At 44.7% G+C, this 26,206-nt stretch carries 21 protein-coding genes; 18 read left to right on the top strand and 3 right to left on the bottom strand.

Translation table 11 applies throughout. The annotated features are described in order from the left end of the window. Positions 1-2: 2 nt before the first annotated feature. The 5 genes from HBAL_RS11725 (at position 3) to HBAL_RS11705 (ending at position 4,591) form a co-directional block, all read left to right on the top strand. Positions 3-824, top strand: a complete 822-nt coding sequence (locus tag HBAL_RS11725) for a flagellin (protein ID WP_015828157.1) — start codon at positions 3-5, stop codon at positions 822-824. 113 nt (positions 825-937) lie between these two features. Next, complete coding sequence (locus tag HBAL_RS11720) at positions 938-1,618, top strand: LbetaH domain-containing protein (RefSeq protein ID WP_015828156.1); 681 nt, start codon at positions 938-940, stop codon at positions 1,616-1,618. Further along, positions 1,615-3,192, top strand: a complete 1,578-nt coding sequence (locus HBAL_RS11715) for a class I adenylate-forming enzyme family protein (RefSeq protein ID WP_049763141.1) — start codon at positions 1,615-1,617, stop codon at positions 3,190-3,192. Before HBAL_RS11720 ends, HBAL_RS11715 begins: the two co-directional genes overlap by 4 nt. Continuing rightward, on the top strand, positions 3,189-4,337 hold the full coding sequence (locus HBAL_RS11710) for a Gfo/Idh/MocA family protein (protein WP_015828154.1): 1,149 nt from the start codon (positions 3,189-3,191) through the stop codon (positions 4,335-4,337). The genes HBAL_RS11715 and HBAL_RS11710 overlap by 4 nt, the downstream gene beginning before the upstream one ends. After that, positions 4,337-4,591 carry an acyl carrier protein gene (locus HBAL_RS11705; protein WP_015828153.1) on the top strand — a complete coding sequence of 85 codons (255 nt, stop codon included), beginning with the start codon at positions 4,337-4,339 and terminating at the stop codon, positions 4,589-4,591. The genes HBAL_RS11710 and HBAL_RS11705 overlap by 1 nt, the downstream gene beginning before the upstream one ends. A 10-nt stretch (positions 4,592-4,601) precedes the next feature. Here HBAL_RS11705 and HBAL_RS11700 read toward each other — a convergent pair whose 3' ends face one another. Further along, complete coding sequence (locus HBAL_RS11700; protein ID WP_015828152.1) at positions 4,602-6,848, bottom strand: glycosyltransferase; 2,247 nt, start codon at positions 6,846-6,848, stop codon at positions 4,602-4,604. 95 nt (positions 6,849-6,943) lie between these two features. Here HBAL_RS11700 and HBAL_RS11695 point away from each other — a divergent pair, with 95 nt between their 5' ends. The 7 genes from HBAL_RS11695 (at position 6,944) to HBAL_RS11665 (ending at position 13,236) form a co-directional block, all read left to right on the top strand. After that, complete coding sequence (locus HBAL_RS11695; RefSeq protein WP_015828151.1) at positions 6,944-8,392, top strand: glycosyltransferase family protein; 1,449 nt, start codon at positions 6,944-6,946, stop codon at positions 8,390-8,392. A gap of 98 nt (positions 8,393-8,490) precedes the next feature. After that, positions 8,491-9,630, top strand: a complete 1,140-nt coding sequence (locus HBAL_RS11690) for a DegT/DnrJ/EryC1/StrS family aminotransferase (protein ID WP_015828150.1) — start codon at positions 8,491-8,493, stop codon at positions 9,628-9,630. A 392-nt stretch (positions 9,631-10,022) separates the two neighbouring features. Next, a complete protein-coding gene (locus HBAL_RS11685; RefSeq protein ID WP_015828149.1) occupies positions 10,023-10,847 on the top strand; it encodes a flagellin in 825 nt (274 codons plus the stop codon). Between the two features lie 99 nt (positions 10,848-10,946). After that, complete coding sequence (locus HBAL_RS11680; RefSeq protein WP_015828148.1) at positions 10,947-11,297, top strand: flagellar protein FlaG; 351 nt, start codon at positions 10,947-10,949, stop codon at positions 11,295-11,297. A gap of 128 nt (positions 11,298-11,425) precedes the next feature. After that, a complete protein-coding gene (locus HBAL_RS11675) occupies positions 11,426-12,259 on the top strand; it encodes a flagellin (protein WP_015828147.1) in 834 nt (277 codons plus the stop codon). A gap of 191 nt (positions 12,260-12,450) precedes the next feature. Further along, positions 12,451-12,831: a YkvA family protein gene (locus HBAL_RS11670; RefSeq protein WP_015828146.1), complete on the top strand. Its 381-nt coding sequence runs from the start codon at positions 12,451-12,453 to the stop codon at positions 12,829-12,831. A 132-nt stretch (positions 12,832-12,963) separates the two neighbouring features. Continuing rightward, positions 12,964-13,236, top strand: coding sequence for an RNA-binding protein (locus tag HBAL_RS11665; RefSeq protein ID WP_015828145.1), 273 nt, complete (start codon positions 12,964-12,966; stop codon positions 13,234-13,236). 65 nt (positions 13,237-13,301) lie between these two features. On the opposite strand, the gene HBAL_RS11660 is transcribed toward HBAL_RS11665, so the two are convergent. Continuing rightward, on the bottom strand, positions 13,302-13,934 hold the full coding sequence (locus tag HBAL_RS11660; protein WP_015828144.1) for a hypothetical protein: 633 nt from the start codon (positions 13,932-13,934) through the stop codon (positions 13,302-13,304). A gap of 324 nt (positions 13,935-14,258) precedes the next feature. On the opposite strand from HBAL_RS11660, the gene HBAL_RS11655 reads away from it, so the two are divergent. The 5 genes from HBAL_RS11655 to HBAL_RS11635 all read left to right on the top strand — a co-directional run bounded on the left by HBAL_RS11655 (position 14,259) and on the right by HBAL_RS11635 (position 24,019). Beyond that, a complete protein-coding gene (locus HBAL_RS11655) occupies positions 14,259-15,161 on the top strand; it encodes an isoaspartyl peptidase/L-asparaginase family protein (RefSeq protein ID WP_015828143.1) in 903 nt (300 codons plus the stop codon). Further along, positions 15,161-15,658, top strand: coding sequence for an RNA methyltransferase (locus HBAL_RS11650; protein WP_015828142.1), 498 nt, complete (start codon positions 15,161-15,163; stop codon positions 15,656-15,658). The genes HBAL_RS11655 and HBAL_RS11650 overlap by 1 nt, the downstream gene beginning before the upstream one ends. A 171-nt stretch (positions 15,659-15,829) precedes the next feature. Next, entirely contained in the window at positions 15,830-20,755 is a 4,926-nt protein-coding gene (locus tag HBAL_RS11645; protein WP_015828141.1) for an alpha-2-macroglobulin family protein, read from the top strand. Between the two features lie 30 nt (positions 20,756-20,785). Next, positions 20,786-22,834: a penicillin-binding protein 1C gene (gene pbpC / locus HBAL_RS11640; RefSeq protein WP_041301570.1), complete on the top strand. Its 2,049-nt coding sequence runs from the start codon at positions 20,786-20,788 to the stop codon at positions 22,832-22,834. Between the two features lie 174 nt (positions 22,835-23,008). Then, positions 23,009-24,019, top strand: coding sequence for a response regulator (locus HBAL_RS11635; RefSeq protein ID WP_015828139.1), 1,011 nt, complete (start codon positions 23,009-23,011; stop codon positions 24,017-24,019). Between the two features lie 15 nt (positions 24,020-24,034). Here HBAL_RS11635 and HBAL_RS11630 read toward each other — a convergent pair whose 3' ends face one another. Continuing rightward, positions 24,035-24,367 carry an ArsR/SmtB family transcription factor gene (locus HBAL_RS11630; RefSeq protein ID WP_015828138.1) on the bottom strand — a complete coding sequence of 111 codons (333 nt, stop codon included), beginning with the start codon at positions 24,365-24,367 and terminating at the stop codon, positions 24,035-24,037. Between the two features lie 413 nt (positions 24,368-24,780). Between HBAL_RS11630 and HBAL_RS11625 the strand changes: the two genes are divergently transcribed. After that, a complete protein-coding gene (locus tag HBAL_RS11625; protein ID WP_233356681.1) occupies positions 24,781-25,389 on the top strand; it encodes a 1-acyl-sn-glycerol-3-phosphate acyltransferase in 609 nt (202 codons plus the stop codon). The last annotated feature ends 817 nt before the right edge of the window (positions 25,390-26,206 follow it).

Here is a 26,206-nt window from a genome sequence, read left to right as displayed (position 1 = left end):
TTGTGGTGAGTGTTAACACAAATAGCGGTGCTATGATTGCACTTCAACAACTTAACAAAACCAATTCATCCTTGGCGGTGAGTCAGGAACGTATAAATACGGGCCTTAAAGTGGCAGGTGCCAAAGACGACGGAGCCATATTTGCGATTGCACAAGGTATGCGGGCCGAGGTTGCTTCTCTTGGAGTTGTGTTGGAATCTCTTGATCGTGCACGTTCAGTTGTAGATATAGCCATTTCAGCACATGAAGTGTCCAATGATCTTCTTATTGAGATGAAAGAAAAAGCACTGGGTGCGAGTGATAAGACACTCTCAACTGAACAACGTGATGCCTATAATGAAGATTATTTAGCACTTAGAAAACAGTTGTTTGCAATCGGAGAGGAGGCTTCATTCAATGATGTAAACCTTTTGACTTCCTCTGCGGGGTTTTCTGTTTTAGCCAATGCTGATGGCTCCAATACAATCAGTGTGAATGCCGAAGTTGTTGTTGCTACAGCTGATCAATGGGATCTTAGTCTCATTCCCGACATTGAAACGGTCACAAAAGCGGCTGATGCAATAGGTCAGTTGGGAAGAGCGATTAATGGTACGAACCGAATTGCTGCTAAGATCGGAACCGCAGCTAAGGCGTTGGATTTACATTCCGTTTTTGTAAATAAGTTGACTGATTCTTTAACAGATGGGATCGGAAATCTGGTTGACGCTGACCTTGCAAAAGAATCTGCGAAACTACAATCCTTGCAAACAAAGCAACAATTAGGTGTGCAGGCTCTATCAATAGCAAACCAGTCTTCTGGGTTGGCATTATCATTCTTTAATTAAAACAATGGGATAGGTTTCTTCTAGGGCATGAAACTGCCTTGATTTCATAAGAACAACCAACTTCTGAAGAATCACCTATACTTGCTAGATATTTGGTTGTTCAGGAGAGAGTAGTGACCACACCCATATTGATATATGGCATCGGCGCTATGGCGAGGGTGATTGCGTCATATGTTCGGCGAACGCACAACATTATTGGCTATACGGTTGATGATGTGGTCATTCAAAACGGACAAACGCAATTTAACAATCTACCGCTTTATCCATTTAGCCAAATTAGGGATTTTGTCGCGCCAAATGCCTGCAAAGTTATCATGACTGTAGGCTATCGGAATATGAATGATTTAAAGCTTGAGCGTATCAAACAATTGCAAGATCAAGGCTTTGAAATTACTGGATATTGTGACCCAAATTTGGTGCGTCATGATGATGTTTCTATTGATGAAACCGCCATTATTCTGGATCATGTATCCATTCATTCAGGCTCGCAAATTGGGCCGCACGCATTCATCACCAGCCAAGTCAATATCGGCCATGATTGCCAGATTGGAGAGGCTGTTTGGATTAATGGTGGAGTATCAATTGGCGGCGGGGCGAGCATTGGTCGTTTGAGTGTTTTGAGCATGAATTCCTGTATCGCGCATGGCGTGGAAATGGGGGAGCGAGTGTTTGTGGGAGCTAATACACTGGTGCAAAGATCCATTGCTGATGATGGTGTTGTGTTGTCTGCAAGCGGAGAATTGCACCGCCTGAAATCACGATCATTTCTTAAATTTGCAAAGCTTGAGGAATGAATATTGTGGCTGGTGGCATCGCGGCAAATATCTATTCAGCAGCAGAAAGCCAGCCTGAAAAACTCGCTGTGATATGCGGGGATGACACACTTACTTACAAAGAATTGTTAGTTTTGTGTCGAGGTTTTGCGCATTTTCTGCGTATTCGAGGTGTCGTGCGCGGCGAGAAAGTGTTGCTTGGATCCTCAAACTCTATCGAGTTTGTTGCGATATTGGTTGCAATCGCGGATTTGGGGGCAATTCTAGCGCCGATCAGCCCAAGCTTGTCTATTGAAGCGATGAGCAAGGCGATTCATTCCATTGAAGCACGACATGTAATTGCAAACACCCAGATAATTGATGCGCTTCGAAAGCATGACGGTGTTGATGAAAATATCGATAATTGGATCAGGCTGGATAAGCCGGAAATAGATGATGCTGGTTCACATTATCTAGGTCGCGAATTAGATTTTCAGGATAGTGACTCATCGCCTATCTCAGATGGGGAGGAGAGTCTGCCCTATATCCTGACCATGACATCTGGATCGACGGGGGATCCCAAGCCCATAATTTTGACGCAAGGTTCAAAAATTGCGCGGGCAAAGGCGCTAACTGACCTTTATGATGTGGATGGCAATGATATCATTTTAGCGGCAACGCCTATGTATCATTCGCTGGCTCAGAGGCTGGTTTTAACGCCTTTGTTGAATGGCGGCACATCCGTGATCATGCCAAAATACAGCGTGCAAAATTGGCTTGGAATGATTGATCAGCATGGTGTGAGTTTTACAATTATTGTGTCCTCTCAAATTGTGGCGATTACGCAGTTTTTGGAAAAATTAACGCCAGAAGACAGGTCAGATACATCCAGCCTTCGCATGATGGTGTCGTCTTCAGCTGCGCTGAAACTGGAAGATAAGCAGCGTGCTCTGAATGTGTTTTCCTGTGAATTTCATGAATGTTATGGCGCGTCGGAAATTGCGATTGCGACATCCTTAAAATTAAGCCTTGAGCAAGAGGATTTAGGATCGGTCGGGTTTGCTGCACCAGGTGTGGATATAGAAATTTTATCAGAAGACGGAGACATCTGCCAAATTGGAGAGGTGGGGGAAATAGCTTGTCGCACACCCATGCTATTTGGAGGATATTACAAATTACCGGAAAAGACCGCACAGTCTATGCAAGATGGTTTTTTCAAAACGGGTGATCTTGGCCGGATGGATGAGCGCGGGGCTTTGTATTTTTGCGGCCGTGCAAAAGATGTGATCATTGTTGGCGGGATGAATGTTTATCCCAGTGATATTGAAAACGTTATTTCCCAAATACCGGGCGTGTTTGCATGTGCAGCTTTTAGTATGGAAAATGACAGCTTGGGTGAAGTGCCCGCAATTGCGATTGTGAAGGATACACAATTGCCCGAAGTTGACGTGACGGCGAGAGCGGTGCGGCGCGTGAGTTCTCAACATTTGGCAGATTTTCAATGTCCACAACGGATTGTTTTTATTGATACTTTGCCAACAAATAATATGGGTAAATTGATGCGCCGAGAGCTTGAAGCAAAATTTGGTAGCAAGGATTGGACGCCGAAAACATGATTGAAAGCTCTAAAATGCCTCCGCTTAAAATTGGGTTTATTGGCGGCTCCATAAATTCAGCAGTTGGGTATGCACATTTCTCGGCTATTCGTTCAGATGGGCTTTATGATTTAGTTGCGGGCTGTTTTAGCCGAAATGCGGAAACAAATCAGAAGTCTGCTCAAATTTATGGTGTTGAAACGGACCGTACTTATCCTGATTGGCAAAGCCTGTTGGCGCAGGAGCAGACTAAACTGGATGCTATTCTTGTTCTGACACCAACACCAAACCATGATGAAATTGTGATATCTGCCTTGGAACAAGGCTATCGAGTGATTTGTGAAAAAGCGCTGACGGATAGTGTGCCGAAAGCGCAAAAAATTGCAGACATCGTGCGCCAGACAAGTGGCTTTTTGGCGGTGACTTATAATTATTCTGGCTATCCGATTGTGCGTGAAATGCGGGAAGTTATAAGAGAAGGAAAGCTGGGAAAAGTTCAACAAATTCAGATAGAAATGCCGCAAGAAGGTTTCCTGCGTACCAATAAATCTGGTCAGCCAATGGTGCCGCAAGAATGGCGTTTGAAAGATGGTGAGATACCAACACTTCATCTTGATCTTGGTGTGCATGTGCATCAGTTGATTCATTATCTGACGCGCTTAAAACCAGAGGAAGTGGTCGCAAATGTGAGCAATCTTGGTAGTTTTGAAAACATCATTGATGATCTCAATGCGATTGTGAAATATGAGGATGAGCTGACTGCAAATATCTGGTATTCCAAATCTGCTTTGGGCCATCGCAATGGTTTGAAAATCAGGGTGTATGGCGATCAAGCCAGTATGGAATGGCTGCAAGCTGATCCTGAACATTTGCAAATTTCATATGCAGATGGCCGCAGAGAAATCCATGATCGCGCCATTGAATCTCATGCGTGTAATTCTATTCGTTATTCGCGGTTTAAACCGGGACATCCTGCTGGATATGTTGAAGCATTTGCAAACCTATATGCGGATATTCATCACGACATTTTATCCTATCAAGAGACGGGGGCATCTTGTATGACGAATGAAGTTTTTGGTGTTGATTTGTCTCTTGAAGGCTTGCAATTGCTGGATGCTATGACGCAATCAGCCAAGCATGGCCGCTGGGTGAAGGTAGAAAAATAATGAATATCAATGTTGAAGAGACAGTGTTGGCAATCCTTAAAGAGCGAGGGCCATTGCCCAAGTCTTCACAAGAACGCGCTAATCTGGATTATATTGAAGCAGGATTGGTTGATTCATTAGGGCTGATGAACCTTGTAACTGAGCTTGAGAGTGCGCTTGATATCGAGCTTGAAGAAGAGGATTTCATGCAGGATAAATTTCGCACAATTGGCGGCTTGATCGAGACATTGCAACAGGCCGTTGCACGCGCATAAAGCAGATTTATTAAGCGAGTACGGCGCGTATTATGTGCTGGTCCAGCTTTGCTGATTTTATGTTTTCAACAATCTCAAACATGGACTGAACACCAGCAGGGAGAATAGGCAATTGTTTGCCATGCTGCTGGCATATGGCGTCCCAATCATCCGCATTTCGGGCGACGCCGGCGATAATGCCTTGTTGGCCTGCGGTCGAGTTTTCTAGCATCCATTCTGACTGTCGGCCCAAGCCCCAAAGCACGATCTTGCTATCGTGTTTGTGTGTGATGAGGTGGGATGTATTGGCATTTAAATGTGCAATATGTTGCAAGACAGTGTCGAGCTTTTGGGTATCCATTGTGCAGCGGTCGCGGATATGATCGTCAAAAAATACATATTTAGCGCCAGCCATAAATAAGCGCGTGGATAGTTCATACATTGCGTTAAGCAGACGCTCATCACCGGCAGTTAATCGAAAATCACAGCTAATCTGGAAAAGGCAATCGGTGAGTTCAGATTGTTTGAGTTGATCAACATAGGCTTGTAGTTCTTCTGTTCCCAAATTTTCGGGTGTGAGGATATATTTGATTGTCAGCCGATTTTTATTGGATAGGGCGGTTTTGTATTTTTGCAGATTTTCCAAAACGGACTGCATTTTTCCGCGCCCACGGATTTGCGCGAACATGTCTTGTGTGCCGGCATCTATGCTGGTGACGAGATGAAATTTATCATGTTCGAGATATTCGACCAGTGATTTTGAATACTTCAAACTGTTGGATAGGACGCGGATTTTCCCGACATTTTCATTGGCAGATAAAAGCGCGTTTACGGGTTTGAAATTTGGACTGAGGGTTGGTTCGCCGCCGCCCCAAACAACATGGCAATTGCTTGATAGATTATCTGATTGCTCTAGCAGGTTCGCCAAAATGTTTGGCGTGGAATAGCTGGCTTCCTGTCCGCCATAATAGGTAGGCGAGCAATATGTACAGCGCATATTGCAGTATGAAAAATTCTCTAGGGAAATATAGCTGATTGTGTCTGGCTTGGGCGTGCGGCGATCAATATAGGGGCATCCGCTACATTCGGGCGCTGTGGCGTTATTCATGCGGGTGACCAGATCAGCCTTGGCGTTTTGAATATCAGTATATGTGATGTCTGGTGCAGCTTTGAGGAGAACAACATCGCCTTTTTGTTTGCCATCGACAAAGAAACGTTTGCAGCACGCTCTGATTTCATCTGGGCCAAGAAATAATGATGATTGTAGATCCTGACATGTGATGTGGGTGGCGAAGACGGATTTGATGGCTGCTAGTGTATCATTTCCCAAATTCGCGATGTGGGCAAAGAAAATATGGGTCGCATATTCAAAATTGGTGTTTTTCTCTGAATACTTTGCAGCAATTTGGGAGGCTTGCTCTAACCTGTGTGTGGCTTGTAATTGCGCCTGTAAATATTGAAGATAGGCGATTGCTTTATCTGATGCGGTTTCTTTAGAGATGAGATACAGGACCAACCCGATATATTGGATGAGCAGATTATCTGGGTTGTTGATGAGGGGAGAGGCATCAATTTCTTCATAGGCTTGTAAATAGCCAGCGATGCGCCGATTACTGAGGCCAAGTGTGATAGAATCATCAGATGTGTTTTTGAGGACGATTTTCGCATCGACCCATTTTACAGATTGGGCGACGCTACAAGCTTCAGCGACATAGCGAATATCTTCATGAACACCGCTGGAGAATGTGATTTCATTTTGGGCAAGAAGGTCGCGCGCATAAATGAAGTTGAACACTTCCTGTTTCTCGCGGCACCAATAGATATTGCGCGCAAGGTGTTTGCCAAGGCGTGATGGTTTTAACCGCGAATAGTCTTTTTGCAGGGAATGCGCGATGAGGTCTGTTTTGTCGTCGCAATGAAGCATTGCCTCAAATAATGAAGCGAGCGCTATTTCATCTAAATCATCATCATCATCGAGAAACCAGACCCATTTTGAAGATGTGTGTTTTAAGCCGGTTTGACGCGCAAGGCCCGGACCTTGATTGGTTTTATGCTGAAGAATTTCAATATTAGCCTGATCACCAAATTGAGCGATGAGTTGGGCATATGTGTCATCCGTTGAGCCATCATCAACAATGCAGAGTGTGGCAGTCATGTCGTTGGATTGGGCTGCGTTTTGGATAGCTGTCCAGTTTTTAAAAATCTGCGCATGTGACCGACCGCCACGGTTAAAAGTCGCAGTTATTATGGCGAGCGATATATTGGCGCTGTTTTGCAAGTTGAATGTCTCTTAACGAATGACTTACGGGACTCAACTATGTCTAACAATAATTGGTAAACGGAATTGATCAAATCTGATAAAGGCTTTCGAAAATGGCGACGCAATCATCTACCGCCTTAATGGAACAGGCTCTGAAAAAATGGTCTGCAGATCAAGCGTTGGCCTTTTTATCCAAGAGTTTTCATGTGAATGGCAATATTGATTATCTAATTGCCTGCATTGAAATGCTTCATCTTTTTAGTGAAGATATTCCTGTTTTTCACGCTGCTTTGTGGTCGATCAGGCGGGATTTATTCACTCTGGGTGCCCAGATGCCGGAAAAACAGCTGGAGAAGGCTATTTATAAAAAGCTGGCACCTAAATATTTGAAATTTGTTGATCAGATAGTCAAAAAAACAGAATTGCCGTCTATTGACGTCATTGATGATACGCCCAACCGGCTGATGATTATGGGCGGGCAATTTTTAAAACCACCTCATTCTCCAACCATGTGTATGATGGAATTTGCGCGTCTGGCAAAACTGAGCGGTGTGGAGCATGTTGAGATCTTCAATGTGAATGAATTACCCAGCGCGGCATTATCATCTTATCATGAGGGCTTTATTGGAACGCCTGCTATTACTGTTGGCGCGCATAATGTGAGCTATATGGGCGCTGAGTTAGATATTTATGCAGCACCAGAACAGGGCATGAGCAGTCAGAAAATCAAGGACTGCCTTGAACATGTGGAGAGCTTCAAACCTGACCTTATCCTTAGTGTTGGGGATATGAATTGCATTGCGGATATGTGTGCGGGTTTCATTCCTTCTTTGTGTTGGCCAACCACACAGAGCATTGCGCTATCATTGGCAGGTGTACAATATTATCGATCAGAAGAAGTTCCTGACACTCAGATTGACTGGAAGCGCCTTAAGAAAAAGCCACCTGTTATGATCAAACAAGAATTTGATCTTATGACGATTGATGAGAATAGGCACACGATAAACAGAGATGTTTTGAGAGTTGAGAAAGATACGTTTTTGTTTGTGGTTGTTGGTTCGCGAATAGAGCAAGAACTGACTGTGGCGTTTCAAAAATTGCTTGTGAAGGTGTTGGATGCAAATCCCAAAGCATGTGTTTTGATCGTGGGGACAGATGATTTTAGCCGATTAACTGAACTTAAAGACCATGCAAGTCAGATCCGATTGTTGAAGTTTACCACTGATTTGCGGTCTGTTTTATCCGTCAGTGATGCTTTCTTAAATCCGCCTCGGCAGGGGGGCGGAAATGCAGCATATTGGTCTATGTTTGAAGGGCTGCCTATCCTGACGCTTGATAATTGCGACGTGCAAATGACGATCAAACAGGGTGCAGCCGTGCAGGATCTAGCTGCATTGGAGAAGCTTGCTATCGGGATTATGCAGGATGCTGACCTCCTAAAAACCTATCAGGATAAATCCAAAGCGAGGCTGGCGTCTCTGAAAGATGACAAACAATCGGGTGATAATCTCAAGGACAATTTGGAATTTACGATAGGCAATTTTAAGCAACACATCGGATGAGCTTTGGAAGAAGGTTGATGGTGTGTGAAGGCAATGAAGTGAATTTTTAACAATGTTGCGTCATTGTTAGATTTTTATGTATCTACACAGGCACGCGAATGTCTTCTTCAAGTCCTTCTGAAATATATGTCATGCGCCCTCAATTGCCTGATCATGCGGCGTTGAAAAAATACATATCTCAGATCGATGCTAATGGTATTTATACCAATATTGGACCACTTGTTCTCAAGTTGGAAGAACGTTTGGCCCAACATGTGTCTGTTGATGCTGATCGAATTGTTTCGATGTCCAATGGAACTGCGGCATTGCAGATATCCATGTTATCAGTCAAGAAAACGGGGCGTTATTGTATTTTGCCGTCCTGGACGTTCGTTGCGACTGCGCATGCTGCAAAATCGGCTGGGCTTGAGCCGTATTTTGTGGATGTTGAATTTTCAAACCAGCAATTATCCCTTCAGCATGTTGAAGAAGCGATTAAAACGCTTGGTGTCGATAATGTTGGGGCGATATGCTTGGTCACGCCTTTTGGGGCTCCGATAGATTTGAAGCCGTGGGAAGATTTGCAAGATCGCACGTCAATTCCTGTTGTGCTTGACGCTGCTGCTGCTTTTGCAACAGTGAAGCCTTCAAAAATTACGACATGTGTGAGTTTGCATACGACGAAGATTTTGCCTGCGGGCGAGGGCGGATTTGTGATCGCGCCCGATGCCAATATCGCCAAAGATATTCGTGCACGCACAAATTTTGGGTTTGATGGTACGCGTGAAGCCAAACAGATTGGCGGCAATGCGAAGATGAGTGAATATCATGCTGCTATCGGATTGGCATCGCTAGATGCGTGGCCTGTAAAAAGACGCAGATTCCATGAATTGTGTAGCCAGTGGAAAGATGCGGTGAGCGATTTAAGCGGCGTTGAGTTTGAAGCTGGCTTTGGCGATAAATGGTTTAATTCTGTCGCGGTCCTTCGCATGTCTTTGCCATTGGGAGCGCAATGCAAAGAGCATCTTCTTGCACAAGGTGTGTATACACGAAGATGGTGGTCGAGAGGGTGTTTGCAGATGCCGGCCTTTAGCTATTGCGAACATGGAGATTTAGCAAATACCGATCGGTTAGCAGCATCAACTTTAGGGTTGCCGTGTCATACTGATTTGACGCAATCAGATTTTGAGCAAATGCGAAATGCGCTTGAGGCCTTCTTGTGTGTGCATAAATTGCCGCCTCTCAATCTTGCTGCTTAACTGAGGCATGAATAGACGAATAATATCGGATTTTTGTAAAAAATAGCTATATTTTTCAATGCTGTTATCTTTGTATTAACCATATGCGATGGCGGTTTTCATTTTTATTTTAATAATTGTGCATGCGCACACGGCAAAATTTGCCGCTTGGGTTGCCGGGTAAATTTTGCCTATGGGCAATAAGTGTCAATTAACTCAATATTAGCAGTTTACACATTTTTAACAAACGGGCCTGAAACCCTTGAAAAGTTAACCTTTGGGCTGGTTATGTTTACCTAAAAACAGGCACCAATATTGCGACGTCATACTTAGGCAAGAAGCCTCCGGATTAAAATGATCTGGTTTTCATTAACATCTGTCTTAAAGGCAGAAGCGAAAAAAGGTACGTCAAAATGACGAGTGTAAACACAAACTATGGCGCAATGGTTGCCCTTCAGCAACTTAACAAAACAAACAGCGAACTTGAAACAACTCAATCTCGTATTAACACGGGTTTGAAAGTCGCTAGCGCCAAAGACAATGGTGCGATCTTCGCTATTGCCCAAGGCATGCGCGCAGATGTTGCTTCTTATGACGTTGTTCAACAATCTTTGGACCGTACTGGTTCAACTGTTGATACAGCTGTTGCAGCGGGTGAAGCTGTTTCTGATCTCTTGGTTGAGATGAAAGAAAAAGCGCTTGGTGCAAAAGACGACACACTTACAACTGAGCAACGTGCAGCATATAATGAAGACTTTAAAGCGCTTCGTGACCAAATCACAACAATCGTAGACAACGCAGAATTTAACGGTGCAAACTTGTTGAAATCTGGTGCGTCTGACATTGTTGCTTTGGCAAACGCAGATGGTACAAGCACGCTTACTGTTGGTGCGGAAGATCTCTCTCTAGCTGGTTCAACAATTACACTAACAGCTGGTTCAGACATCGACACAGTGACAAAAGCGGGTGCTGCGATTACTGCGCTTGAAACATCAATTGATAATGTGAACGCCTCTTTGGCACGTTTGGGTACTGGTTCTAAAGCAATAGAAACACACTCAACATTCGTCACAAAGCTATCTGACGCTATGGAAAATGGTATTGGTAACTTGGTTGATGCTGACCTAGCTAAAGAATCTGCAAAATTACAGTCGCTACAAACTAAGCAACAGCTTGGTGTGCAGGCTCTGTCTATTGCGAATTCTTCTTCTGGATTGGCGCTATCTTTCTTTAGATAGAGTTTTTCGAATTTTCTTCTCGGCTCGAAAGGGCCGAGAAGGCTTTTCGGATTTTTCAAAAGCCGACTGCAAAAAGCATTTTCGGCGGGAGTTAGGATTATGGGAACGGAGATTACACCTGTCCCGGCCACCTCATCTAAATTGGATGTTGTGCGTTCGGATCGCGTAGCACTAGATACGCAACAAGACGATAAAAAAGCGAATGCGCTAGCAATCGAGGCGCGTCGTAAGCAATTTGTGGAAGAGATTTCTCGTCAGCACGGCCTTGAGAAAGGTAAGCTTGTCATTGAGAAGGACAGTGAGTCCGGTAAATTTATTCACAGCCTTATTGATCCAGAAAGTGGTGAAGTTATACGCCAATGGCCGGATGCTGATTGGCTGGAATTTGCACGTGCCTCCAACAATTCGACGAATGCAACTAAAGGTCTTTGGCTCGATCAAACTGTATAATTTGTATAAAATTTAAAAAAAATTGCATTGTTTCTTCGAATGCGAAGGAAGTATTAACGAAAATGGTTCAATTCTACTCCTAACGAAAAATTCGGGACCACCCGGAAGACCACGTTTGGAGACGGATTATGGTAAACGGCGTAAACAATAACGCTCAGTCGCTTATAGCGTTGCAAAACCTGAATGCGACGAACAAACATTTAGAAGGAACAACTGACCGCATTAGTTCTGGCCTCAAAATAGCGAGTGCTAAAGACAATGCTGCTGTTTTTTCTGTTGCACAAAGCTTACGTGGAGAGAATTCCGCGTATGATATTATTCAAATTGGCCTAGATCGCTCAAAATCAGTTGGTGATGTGGCCATTACAGCTGGTGAAACAGCTTCCGACATTCTTATTCAATTAAGAGAAAAAGCGCTTTCTGCTACCAAAGAGATTGATGCTGAATCGCGTGCAGCGTTTCAAGAAGATTTCACTTCGCTAATGACGCAATTTGAAAAAATTGTTGGTGCTGCGGAATTTGATGGCGTGAACCTACTTAATAATTCTCAGCCTGCTGGCCTAGAGTTTGTGGCTGATGCGTCCGGCGCATCAACATTACGGATAGATGCAGAAGATTTCTCTTTTGGTGGTGTTAACGTTACTTTGGATCCTGCAACGCATGATCTTAGCGATCCAGCGAATGCGCAACTCGCGCTGGATGCGGTTAAAGCCAGCATCACAAATGTAAATGGTGCTTTGTCCCGTTTGGGAGCATCGTCTCAAAAAATTGATAATCACGCCAATTTCGTATCACGTCTTCAGGATGTGATCACTGAAGGCGTCGGTGGATTGGTCGACGCTGATCTGGGTAAGGAGAGCGCATTATTGCAATCTCTACAAGTGAAACAGCAATTGGGTGTTCAGGCTCTGTCTATAGCTAATGAATCTCCGCAAGCAGTTCTTTCACTGTTCCAAAACTAATTCGAGCCTAGAACGGTTCAACAACTTCCACGGTTAGAGGTCTGGTCTTCCCTAATCGTGCTACTTAAGCCCGGGTCTTTTTAAGGTCCGGGCTTTTTTCTTTTTAAAGGTGGATATTGGCTCTGATTTCAAAAGTCATCAGTATGCCATTTTTCAATGTTCTTATTGAGCTTGAAAAATTGTGAGGTGATATGGAAATTCTAGATCCAGAAACGGAAGAAGAGATCAATCAACGTTTGGCAGATGAACGAAAAGCCAAGCGGACATTAAATAAGCTCAGCAAATATCTAAAATATATCCCATTCTCGGAAGATTTGGCTTCGGCTTATTATTGCGCATTTGACCCGAAAACACCGGGGCGGGTGAAAGGGGTATTGTTTGCAGCATTGGCATATTTTGTGGTGCCGACAGATGTTGTTCCTGATTTTATTCTCGCTCTAGGTTTTTCTGACGATGCTGCTGTTATTGCCCTGGCGATGAGTGTTGTGAATGGACATATCCAGCCGTCACACCGCCAAGCAGCGCAAGAATTTTTAGGTATTGAGAAAAAACAATATAAAAATAGTGAATAAATTCAATATTGTTACGCTTGTGTTGTTGAACTGTAATACTTGCTAACAATTTGTTACGAAATTTGTCAGAGTGTGATATCCTAAATTCTTAAAGCGGCTTGAGGGCAAGTGGCTTAACAATTGGAATAAGATATGAAGCTGTTCTCTGAAACCGAAATTAATAACATTGAACAGATGTGGCGCGCTCTTGGCGGGGACCATCCGTGGACAGGATGGGCGACTTTGCCAGAGAATCCAGATGAAATCTGGATATTCCGCAGCCGTGCAAACTGGCGGCGTTTTATTCTAAGAAAAACAGATGCAGCCTATGTTTTGTTTGATGACACGCAGAACAGCGAAGAAGTTTTTGAGGAATTAGAAAGTCTTGCAAATAAGGTTGGACAAGTTCCAGCTTTGCCAAACTAGCGCTTCTTGAATGTATTTATGAAAAAAGGCCAAGAGAAATCTTGGCCTTTTTCGTATGTTCAATTTTACTTTGGGTTACAGTAATAATAAAGCTGTGTCTGAGCGTCTTCAAAGCCTTCAGATGTTGCTAAGAGATGAGTGTCACCGCGATGGGGGGCTTCATCTTTTACCAGAGCAAGCATGGATTGACCTTCTGGGTTTACGAGGTCCACGCGCTCGGCATTGCTAATTGCTCTCATTGCTTTCCAATCTGTGTTGAACACAAAATCAGTGGAATTGTTGAGCGAATTTTTTGCGTACATACCCAAAAGCGTCATAGCGGTGCCGTCAGATGTTCTCAGTGAAAATGAGGCGGCTGAGCCAGTTTTGTCTTTTGGCTGATTTTGAAGGCTTCCAGAAATTGCGCCAGTATCCGTGTTGCAATTAAAAGAGAGGCCGTAAATAGGCTGGTCGGGCTTTTCACTTGTGGAAAGCGCCATATAGGGAGATTCTGGCCATAACAACTCAACAGCTGTCCACTTTGAACTTGCGCTTATGTCTTCAAGTGCGGGGGATGATTTAGTGAGTTGTAAAGGTTCCTTTTTCTGCAGTTCTTTTGTTTGACTGACACTCGATGTGTCAGATACCGGCGCAGTGGTGGATGCGCATGCACTTGCTAGAAGACCTGTTGCGACAAGGAGGGGGAGGTGTAATTTCATGTCATAGACCTTTTATTGTTCTCGTTTCATGCGCGATTCTACAGATTCATGTGGCAAAATTAGGTATTACACATACTTAATGTAGGTTTTTCAGAGAGATTTGAGCCTAACTCCGTTTTGATATGCGTCTGCTTGATGTGAAGTTGCGTGCTCTAAATTGTATTTTTAGCCATAAAGCAGGTAGTGGTTAGATTTAAAAAGAGAATTTATTTTACAAAATGAATGAATTTGCAAAGTGTGTTCAATCTGCACTTGTCACATTTATGTAAGAAAACTATTCGGATAATGTAGGTTAGTGCCGAAAAAGGTGTCTAAAGGTGTCTTATGAGTAAGAGTGACAAGTTAAATACTAGCTCCAAAGAGATTTGGGCCTTGGCGCTTCATGGGGGCGCGGGCACGGGTGCATCCAAACATGACAAGCATACAGAAGCCTTTATGGCCGACCTTCTAAAGGAGGGGGGCAAAATGCTGAAAGACGGGGCATCTGCTGTTGCTACCGTTAAAACTATGGTTGGTGAATTAGAGTCATGCGGATTATATCTTGCTGGTAAAGGTGCTGCGCCTAACAAAAACGGTGAATTTGAACTCGACGCGGCCATTATGGATGGTGAAACGCGAATGGCAGGCTCTGTGGCAGGCTTAAAGGGGTTTAAACATCCTGTGAATGTGGCGGCTCTTGTGATGCGCAAAACCCCGCACGTTATGTTGGTTGGTGAGGGAGCTAGCCAATTTGCTGAAGAGCACAAATGTAAAAAAGTAAAACACCCCAAAGAATACTACACGCCCGTTAAATACGATCTTTTCGATATGGATGACCGTAAAATGACAGGGACGGTTGGAGCTGTTGCTTTAGATTCAGAAGGTCAATTAGCATCAGCGACATCAACAGGTGGTGCGCCTGATAAGCTGCCAGGTCGTGTAGGTGATTGTCCGATCATTGGTTCTGGGACTTGGGCAGACGAGCGCGTTGCAGTTTCTTGTACGGGGATGGGCGAATATTTCATGCGGGCAAATGCTGCTGCTGATGTGTCTGCGCGTATTCATTACAAGCGCACGAGTTTAGACGTTGCAGCCAGAGCTGTCATTGACAGTGTTGTCTTCCTTGGCGGGCATGGTGGTCTGATCAGCATTGATCGATTGGGGCGGATTGCGATGCCATTTTCTTCTGCTTCCATGGCACGCGGCTCTATTCATGCAAATGGCACAATGACTGTGGCGACGGTTTAATGAAGGGTTATTTCGGGATTGGCGCTGAGGGTATTTCCAAGCCTATGAATATGGGCGCGCTTATGCGAACCGCCCATGCATTTGGGGCCAGTTTTTTCTATTCAGTCGATGCAGATGTAAAAGTAACTGACATGTATGCATCTGATACGTCTAAAGCGTATGAGAATATGCCCTATTATAACTGGGACAGCATTGAAGATATGGCCTTGCCGCGCGGCTGTCAGCTTGTCGGTATTGAATTAACTGATGATGCTGTTGAATTGCCCGAATTTAAGCACCCAAGAGCTGCAGCTTATGTATTGGGACGTGAATTGGGTAATCTAAGCCCAGAAATGATGGCGAAATGTCATCACATTGTGAAAATTCCCACGAAGTTCTGTATTAATGTCTCACTTGCTGGGGCGTTAGTTATGTATGACCGAATGGTAAGTATGGGGGCATATGCAAATCGTCCGATCATGCCCGGTGGTCCTCAAAAAATGACGATATCTAAATAATACCTTCAAATCAGTCTGACTTCTCCTTGAAAACGGCGCCGTTTGAAGCGTTTACTTGGGTTGTGACTATCTCAATCAAGTAATTTGCGATTTGTAATGTTTTCTATTTGCACTTGTAGCTAAATTACTCGACACGCATTAAGGTCGCTTAGTGGGTGGATGGAGAGAATTATGCGTATTCAGACTTCGAACGGTTTGCGAATTGGTTTGGCATCGGCAATTATGTGTCTGGTGACAGCGTGTGGAGACCCCAATACGCAGCCCTTGCAGAATTTAAGTGATATTCGCGACACCGTCGAAGGACCAGAAATAGAGGTCCGTGCTGAAAAAGCGCGTCGTGCTGAGGAAGAGAAATCCAAGAATTTTGAATTTGTTAGATACGCCGCAAATACGCAGGGTGATGCTCCCATTGCATGTCTTGAGTTTTCGCATTCACTAAGTTCAAAGACTGATTATTCTGCATATATAGAACCGCCTGAAGATGTATCGCTTGCGCTGGATGTTCAAGGATCAAAACTGTGTATTGGTGGGCTTGGTTTTGCTGCAGCCACTGATCTTGTGCTCAAAGCTGGTTTGCCCGGATCAGGACGCGCACGTAAATTAGAGCGTGATCAGAAAATCACAATCGATTTTGGCGACCGCCCGAGCTATGTTGGGTTTAAAGGGGATGGAGTTATTCTTCCCCGCGTTGACGCGGATGGTTTGGCGATTGAAACGGTCAATGTAGACACATTGAAAGTGAGCGTTTCTAGGGTAACGGACCGTGCTCTTGTATTTAAAAGCATTACAAATGGTTTTACTGCCGGTCGCGGGGAATACACTTGGCAGGGGGGCGATGAAGACCCGACTGATGTATCAGAAAAACTGTGGACAGGTGAGATAGATGTCGAGAATTCAGGCAATATAGCTGCGACGACTGTCTTTTCATTGGCGAGCGCTGTGCAAAAGCTTCAGCCGGGTGCTTATTATGTGAGCGTTGAAGAGGTGCCTGCAGGATCGCTTGAAGTGGATCAGCCAGCGCGAGCTGCAAGATGGCTGATTGTGACTGATCTGGCGCTAACCGCCTATCAGGGAGATAATGGGCTTCAGGTCACAGCCCGTTCGATTGATACGGCTAAAATAGCGCGTGATGTTCGACTTGATTTGGTTGCGCGAAGCAATGAAATTCTAAAATCTGCTAAAACAGACCTGCTAGGGCGTGTTCAATTTTCGGCACCATTGCTGCGTGGCGACGGCCCGCAACGGCCGCGTATGGTGATGGCATATGATCAAAATGGTGATTTTGCTGTTCTTGATTTAGAGCGTCCAGCTGTTGATCTTTCTAAATATCCTGTGGGTGGCCGATCTGCTCCTGATATGACAGATGCCTATCTATATACTGAACGTGGGATTTATCGTCCGGGTGAGAAGGTATGGATTAGTGCCTTGGTGCGTGATTTGTCGGTACAGTCCGTTTCTTCAGCGGATGGTGTCATGCGTCTTTACGCGCCAAATGGCGTGGAAGCTGCCAATTGGCGTTTTGAAGGCGGGCTAGAAGCTGGAGGTATGTCGCGTTCATATGTGCTGCCAAAAGCTGCTGCGCGGGGTATGTGGCGTATTGATCTAGACCTTGATGGCCAAGGTGTGGTTGGAAGCACACGCATATCTGTTGAAGATTTCGTGCCTCAACGGATTGAGTTGAAAGTATCTTCTGAGAGCCAGACTGTTGTTGCAAAAGATGAAACGCGTTCGATTAATGCGGATGTGCGTTTTCTCTATGGTGCACCGGGTGCTGGTCTAACTGTTGAAGGCCGTACGCGGGTAGAAGTTGATCCAAAACCGTTTGCCGACTTTGCCAATTATGCGTTTGGAAACCATGACGAGCAATTTCGTCAGCGAGAATTTGACCTTAAAGACGCAACAGCGGATGGAGCGGGACAGGCAGTCTTGCGCTTAGATGTTGCAGAGCAAAGCATTAAAAGTTCGAAGCCATTACGTTTAAGAACTGTGGTCAGCGCGATGGAGCCGGGTGGTAGAGCGGTTCGCGATGATATCCGTATGCCATACCGACCCAATGATGTTTATGTTGGGGTATTGCCTGAATTTGATGGCAGTGCAGCTCAAGATGAAGCCGCGCGTTTAAAAGTGGTGGCACTTCAATCTGATGGAGCCCAAATCGCTGGAAATGTGAATTGGAGCCTTGTGCGCATTGATTGGGATTATGATTGGTATCGCACTGGTGGCGGCGCTTGGAAATGGCGTCGCACGCGTAATGTGGTTCCGATCCAAGAAGGCGACCTTGAATTATCTGCAACAGAAGCAGCAGTATTAGTGACACGGTCTTTGGACTGGGGTGATTATGAATTGGTGCTTACTGAAGAAGCGACTGGCGCGACTGCAAGTTATGGCTTTTGGGCAGGTTGGGGCGGCGGCCCGCAAGAAGGTGTTGAAGCGCCAGATCGCGTGCGTATTTCTGCGCCCAAAGACCCTGTCGAAATAGGTAAAAAGGCGAGTTATACAATCTTGCCACCTTATGCGGGTGAAGCAGAAATTGTAGTGGCTAATGATAATATTATTGAAACGCGCACGCTGACTGTGCCTGAAAAAGGCTTGAAAGTTGATTTCAATGTCACAGAAAAATGGGGGGCTGGTGCTTATGTGATGGTGAGTGTGTTTACACCGCGCGATCCAGTTGCGCGCCCCAGACCGCGTCGCGCTGTGGGTGTTTCTTATGCGCCAGTAGATGTGAAAAACCGCACTTTTGAATTAGATATGAAAGTTGCGGATGTGGTTGAGCCACGCCAAAAAGTGACAATTGAGCTTGAAGCAACCGGTGGTCCACGCGGCGAGAAAGTGTTTGCGACATTAGCTGCGGTTGATGAGGGTATTCTTCAACTCACAAAATTTGAGTCACCTAATCCGAGCGAACATTTCTTTGCAAAACGTCGTCTGGGTGTGATGCTGAAAGATGATTATGGTCGCTTGCTTGATCCAAACCAAGGCGCAGCCGCTGAGCCGCGCTCGGGTGGTGATCAGATTGGCGGTGCAGGGCTAACCGTTGTTCCAACAAAATCAGTGGCACTGTTTTCTGGTATTGTTGCAATGGGACGCGATGGCAAAGCCGAAATTGAACTGGACCTTCCAGACTTCAATGGTGAATTGCGATTGATGGCCGTGGTGTGGTCTGACACGGGTATGGGGGCTGTAGATGAGCCGCTAACTGTGCGTGATGATGTGCCTGCTGAGGTTATCTTGCCGCGTTTCCTCGCGCCGGGTGATACGGCGATTGCCACGGTGACGATGGATAATGTGGCTGCGACACCTGGAAATTACGATGCTGCGCTTGTTGCTGGAAAAGGTGTTGAAATTGGAGATGGCAATGTCACAGCTATGCTGAAACAAGGTCAGCGTGCGGATATTGCTGCATCTATTTCTGCTTCAAGTCAGGGTGTGTCTAATATCAATATGACATTGACTGGCCCGAATAATTTTCAAATCGAACGTGAATATGGCATAGAGGTTAGATCTCCATATTTGCCATTAAGCCGAATTGAAAAAATTGTGCTTCAGCCGGGTGAAAGCTGGACAGCGTCGGCTAATGCACTGAATGGTTTTGTGGCAGGCTCTTCAAGTTTAATGGTGTCGGCATCAGCTATTCCTATGGATGCATCTGCGCTTTATAAAAGCCTGAGTGAGTATCCATATGGATGCACAGAGCAAACAGTTAGTCGTGCATTGCCATTATTATATGCTGAAAATCTAGCGGGTATTGCTGGATTGGAAGCGGATGCGCAGATCAGCACTAAAGTGCAAGAAGCTGTGTCGACCCTTCTAAACCGTCAAAGCTCTGATGGTTCAATTGGACTTTGGCGCATGGGAGACAGAAATGCATCGCCTTGGGTGGGGGCATATGCTGTGGACTTTATCGCGCGTGCAAAAGCGGCTGGATATTTGGTGCCTGATGCGGCGTTGGAAAAAGCCTATACATCATTGGCGAAAGTGGCTGCTCAACAAAACCAATGGGGATCAGGGTATAACTATGATGTTTACACATCGCGTTGGCACACTGATACGCAAGAGCGTCTAAGTAATCGCGCAGCAGCTTATGCGGCATATGTCTTGGCGCGCGGCGGTAAAATCGAGGCATCTCGTCTGCGTTATTTGCATGATGAAATGCTTGGCAAAATTGATAGTCCTTTAGCCAAAGCTCAAATTGGAGCGGCGCTTCACTTTATGGGTGATAATGCAAGATCAGTCTCTGCGTTTGACGCAGCAACTGAGGCTTTGGGTTATGACAATACTGGCGATTATTATCAGACACCGCGCCGCGATAGAGCCGGCGTTCTCGCTTTGGCGGGAGAAATTGGGGATGCACCACTTGTTGCAGACCTGACCGAGCAGGTGGTGGATAAATTGCCTGATCCAGACCGTTTAACAACTCAAGAAAAAGCTTTCTTATTGATGGCGGCAAATAGTCTATCAAATGGAGCTAGCAGCGTTGAACTGACAGGTGCAGGCAAAGTCGTGCAGATAGCTGAAAAGCGCTCCTATTACGCAGATGAAGCTTCTTTTGATACCAGCGATAGTGAAATTGATGTGCAGCCTACCTTTACAAATGAAGGTGAGGGTCCGTTATGGCTGACAAGTGTAGCACGTGGTGCGCCTGTAAAAGCGCCTCCGGCTGTGCGTGGTGGATTGAGTGTTTCAAAATCTATCTTCCAAATGAATGGACGCAATGCCCAATTGGGGGACATGAAACGGGGTGATCAAGCTATCGTCGCATTAAGTGTTCGCCCGCTGGATAAGAACTCACATCCACTTATCATTGCTGACCTGTTGCCGGCAGGATGGGAAATTCAAGCTGTGCTTACCCCCAATACATCTGGACCATATAGCTTTGTGGGTGATTTGAGTTATGCCGATGTGGCTGAGGCGCGTGATGATCGTTTTCTTGCGTCTTTAACTGTGCGGGATGGAGAGCAGGCTATGCTTGCTTATGTCATCCGAGCTGTCACGCCGGGAGACTATGCATTGCCGGGTGCCGTGGCTGAAGACATGTACCGTGCTGATGTATTTGGACGAACATCAGCTGGGCGTGTGAAGATCTCAGCGGAGTAAGTCTTGAGCTGGTTTCAGCGGATAAAAAAAGTGAGATTGTGGCCAAAGGCATTTTATTTTGCATTGGCCGCTATCTCTCTTATCGGGTTTCTGGATTTAGCGTTTCCACCACCATTGGCAAAGGCTAACCAGATTTCTCAAGTTGTGCTCGACCATAGAGGACAGCCTCTGCGGGCGTTTCCACTTGAAGATGGTCGCTGGCGCTTAAAGGCTGATCTAGATATAGTCGACCCTGCTTTTATTGATGCATTGCTTGCCTATGAAGATGAGCGTTTCTATCAGCATATAGGTGTTGATTTTCGAGCGATTTTGCGCGCGAGTTTGAACCTTGTGAAAGCTGGTGAAATTGTATCGGGTGGATCGACGATCACCATGCAAACGGCGCGTTTGCTTGAACCAAAACAACGCACATTTGGCGCAAAGATTCAGCAAGCTATAAGGGCACTGCAATTGGAATCGCGTTTATCCAAACGTGAAATTCTGGAATTATACCTTACTCTGGCACCCTATGGCGGCAATATTGAAGGGCTGCGTTCTGCAAGCTGGGCATATCTGGGGCGCGAACCCAATAGCCTGACACCTGATGAAATCGCACTCTTGATTGCTTTGCCGCAATCGCCTGAAGCGCGTCGACCCGATTTAAAACCTGAGTCCGCTATTAAAGCGCGTGCACGTGTTTTGCGCCGATTGGTGGAAAAGGATGTTATTGCAGAAGATCGTGCACTAGAAGCTATGCAAACGGCAGCGCCTAAGCGTCGTGATTTTCCAGCCTTTGCATGGCAAGCCACAGAAGAAGCGCGTCGACGCGCCCCGCATATGCAGCCGGATATATACACATTTTTGGATTTTCAACTGCAAACTCGCCTTGAAACAATGGCAAGAGATGTCGTTGAAGAACTGGACGATCGCGCGCAAATGTCCGCTATTGTGGTTGATATTCGCACACGCAATGTTTTGGCATCTGTCGGGTCTGCTAGAAGAGATAGGGCGGGTGGATGGTTGGATCTTACAAATAGATATCGCTCGCCTGGATCGACTTTGAAGCCATTTATTTATGCAATGGCTTTTGATGAGGGGCTTGCCGCGCCATCAACGCATATTTCTGATTTACCCAAGCGATTTAAATCATATCAGCCAGAAAATTTCGATCGCACGTTTCGCGGAGATGTGACGATTGCGCAGGCTTTGCAGCATTCTCTAAATGTCCCAGCTGTGCATGCCCTAGAAGCGATAGGTCCATCTCGGTTTGCAGCAAGCCTTGCATTTGCAGGAGCAGCGCCGCGTTTGCCTAATAGAGCCGATAGTGATGCTGGTTTGGCTTTGGCGCTTGGAGGTGTTGGGCTGACAGTTCGGGATTTGGCAGTTTTGTATGCCGCTTTGGGCGGGGATGGGATTGCTCACTCTTTAAATTGGATTGAAGGAGAAAGCGCTTCTGCTGTAAGCGAAGGTCAAACGCGTTTTTTAACCTCACAAGCCTCTCGAAAAGTTTTAGAAATTTTAAAGTCCGCACCAATGCCGGATGGTCGTATGCCAACGGTTTTAACAAGAGATGCACCTCAAATAGCATTTAAGACAGGCACGTCTTATGGATTTCGAGATGCGTGGGCGGCGGGTGTTTCAAATGGACTAGCAATTGTGGTCTGGGTGGGGCGCGCTGACGGGGCTCCACGGTCTGGAGCGACAGGGAGGGAAGTCGCTTTACCTATACTTTTTGATGCATTTGATATTGCGACCCTGACTTTGCGACGCAGCAATGGGGGATTGAATGTCGGTGAAGAAATGACAGGCGTAGATCCATTTACATTGGCTAATTTTGAAAGAGACAAACAGCCTCCAGAAATTCTGTTTCCACCTGATAATAGTGAGATATGGCAGGACAAAAAAGATAGAGGTTTTACGCTATCTGCGCGCGGCGATGGTGAGCTGACTTGGTATGCTCAGGGCCAGAAAATTTTGGCGAATCGGTTCGGAGATTCAATTTGGACGCCCACAGAAGAGGGGTTTTACTTATTGGAAGTTGTCGACAAGTCTGGCTTAAGTAGTGCCTCAACCGTCAGAATTACGCAACACGCGCAATAAATCTTGTGCAAAATGTGGCAAATTTCAACTTTTCACTGGTTGTTCGAGGGAATCATACTTACTTCTAAGTTAAGTGTAGAATAGTTTTTCTTAAAGGTTGTATTTATTTCAACTGATGAAGAGCATGAGTAAAGTCACGAGTTTTGTATGATCGTATTGCCGGGGGGATTCTAGTTGATAATTCAACTGATTGAAGACGATACGATTTACATTCAAATCGTCAAGAAGATGTTTGCAGATGTGTCCGATGTGACTCTGCATGTTAGTGCGCGACTGGATGATTTTCTCTCATCGAATTTAATAAATACAGTTGATCTTCTTCTTGTTGATGTGCGGCGTCCAGATTCAATTTCGTTGGATGAAGATTTTCAAATGCTTCAGCAAATTACATCCGCGCCAATCGTGTTTATTTCACAAAGCAGCACAAAAGAGATTCGTGTAGAAGCTTTGGAAATTGGGGCGGAAGCCGTGATTGATAAAGTGGATCTTTCTGAAGGTCTAATTCGGCAATTAGTTCTCAATACTAAAGCGCGTGGACGTAATGGTTCACGTGAAAGGCTTTGGGAAAAAGCCGCAGTTGAAAGAAATTTTGCAGCGTTGCAAGCACCACTTGCTTATCTTGAATCAGGTTTGAGTACATTGGGCGAGGTGATGCGCGAGACTGGGAAATCAGGATCTAGCGAGTTTGTGGATCATTTAAGAGAAACTATTCAGGCAATAAAAAAATATACTGAAGATGATTTGTCTGCTCAATCGGGTGGATCTTTGCATTTGCTAATTCAACAATCCTTTGAACGTATTCAGCAATTGGCTGAGATGCGTAAGGTCAATTTGAAAGTTGATTGGGAAGAAGCTGGATTTCGGCATATTGGTTCAAATGCATTGGTCCAATTAGGCGTTCAACATTTACTCGAAGGCGTATTGCGGTGCTGTTCTGCAAAAGATGGCATTTGGATGCAGGGTGAAAAAGCAGAGCAGACTGGATTGAGTGTTATTCGAGTTCATATGAGCCGACGTGTTCTGCCTTCGGTAGATCTTATGTTTCCAGGTGGGACTCCAAGTGTAGGAGTTGGACTGGACGCACTTTCGTCTATGCAATTGGGAAGCCTATTGTTGATGCTTACACCTAAACAAGTGGAATTGAGCTGCGAACAACGTCAACAATTACTCAGTGTATATCTTTAGTTAGACGTCCAGATTTTAAGTTTTGTAGAATTTACATAATGCTTCAACAACAGAATGACCGATACCTTCTGTTGCACGATAATATATTGTTTGTGCTTCGCGGCGTGACGCCACAAGGTCAGCTGCGCGCATTTTGGATAAATGCTGAGATACTGAAGGTAGAAGTTGGTTTGTATATTCGGCAAGCTGATTGACAGATTTTTCACCATCTAAAAGTGCGCAGAGTATTTTTAGTCGCGTTTCATTGGATAGCGCTTTCATAACGTCAACAGCTTCTCCAATTCTAGAATTGGTTAGATTGGATGTATCCATCGGAAAGGGTGTTGGGGAGATTTTACTGTTGGGCATTATTTTATACTTCCGCGATATTATAATCTACTTAATCTTCTAAACATTTCTCTAGCAAGATATAGGGTCTATAGTGTCGATTTTTAGACCTTTATTATATTTGTTGTTAGTCCGATCTACGTGCCGCTTACATATATGATGGGTATGATTCAAATGATTTGAGTATTGGATGATGCGACATCATAAAATCTGAAATTTGAATGCCATTGAAGATATGATTTCAGGGCGTGTTTTGCATGTATAATTCCAAGGCTCTCTGCTTTTTTGAGGTGTTTTCTTAGATGTATAACTGTAGAAATGGGTACAATTAGAATTTAAAAACACAATACCAGCATGCTTTTAGAGCGTTTGTTCTAATGGCTCAATCTTGACGCAGCGGAATTTTGATAAGATTCGTATAAGTCACTCAAAAAATGGTACAAAAAATGGCTGCTTACAATAATCCAACGGTCAGTCCATCCACACCTCGCATGGGGAATGGCGTGACAAGATGGTTGGGGAGCATGGTACTAATGATTCTGGGGTGGAAAATAACCGGCCAGCTTCCTGATGAAAAAAAAGTGGTTGTCATTGGCGTGCCTCATACGTCAAATCTTGATTTTATCGTGGCGATGGCATCAATGCAGTCCATTGGGCTGAAAATGTCTTTCATGATGAAACAAGAAGCTTTTTTCTTTCCCTTTGTGAATTTATTCAAATGGATGGGGGGCGTTCCAATTGATCGTAAGAATGCTCGCAACATATCCGAACAAATGTCGGAGTGGTTCGATGCGAATGAAAATGTCTGGCTTGGGATTACACCTGAAGGAACACGTTCTAAGGTGGATGGGTTCAAGCCAGGATATTTAAAAATTGCATATGCTGCTAAAGTGCCGGTCTTCGTCATTGGTATAAATGGTGGCACCAAAGAAATTTTATTGACGAAGCTCTGGGATTTAACGGGTGATTTGGAAACAGATAATCAGGCAATTCGGGCATTTTGTGCAGAGAATTTTGTAGGCATCAAGCCAGCGCGACAATAACGCGGCGACTTTTTATTATTGCAGCTCCAAAATATCACCACACGTTAGGCTAGAGTAAATCTAGTCTATAGTTGAGGCGAATGTCAGCTTGATTTGGTGGAATATTGGGGGCTAGGTAGGTGCATTGTGAAGAGAGGGAGGTAGCCTTGCAAAGATCTCAATTTGTATCTGCAAATAGTTGGAGTTCGAAGTATTTCAAATCGCACAGAGAGAATTGCGTACTTGATACAAGAGATTGTGCATTGCCTGATATTACAATTGCCCCAAGAAATTAAAAGAGTGGTTCTATTGGGTCGTTTTAAAAAAATCAGAAATTATTTTTGCGAATAAAATTTACAATTATGGTCGATGATTTTTATGGTTAATGCTAGTCTATGTATGAATTTACAATGCTGAATTCTGCCGATTTTTTCACTTTGAAGGGTGTTTTGTAGAGTTGATTTAAATTGGGGTTTTCGGGGGGATGCAACTGCAATTTTTCATTTTGTAAAAAATAATCTGAGATTTTTAGTTGATTTCCTGAGAATAATCTATATTTACGGTTTCTCGGTTTTTTGCTGGTTCTAAATCGAGTGAATATTAGAGCCAGTATAGTTTTGAAATCTAATAAAATTTGTTATAATTTTACTAGATGTTGTAAAAAAATTTTTACAACTTATATCATAGTCTAACAAGACATATCTGATGAGCTTCGTTAGATGAATCAGGGTTAGTTCGGATTTGCTTGCGTCCCCCCAACCCAGCTGGCAGTTTCGGACTTCGCGGTGCGCCGTTCCTCGTTTACGAGGGGCGGCGTTACTGTTTTAAGGGGCTGATT

This window comes from Hirschia baltica ATCC 49814 (assembly GCF_000023785.1).
Classification (GTDB): domain Bacteria; phylum Pseudomonadota; class Alphaproteobacteria; order Caulobacterales; family Hyphomonadaceae; genus Hirschia; species Hirschia baltica.
This window is presented reverse-complemented; position numbering and strand designations above follow the sequence as displayed.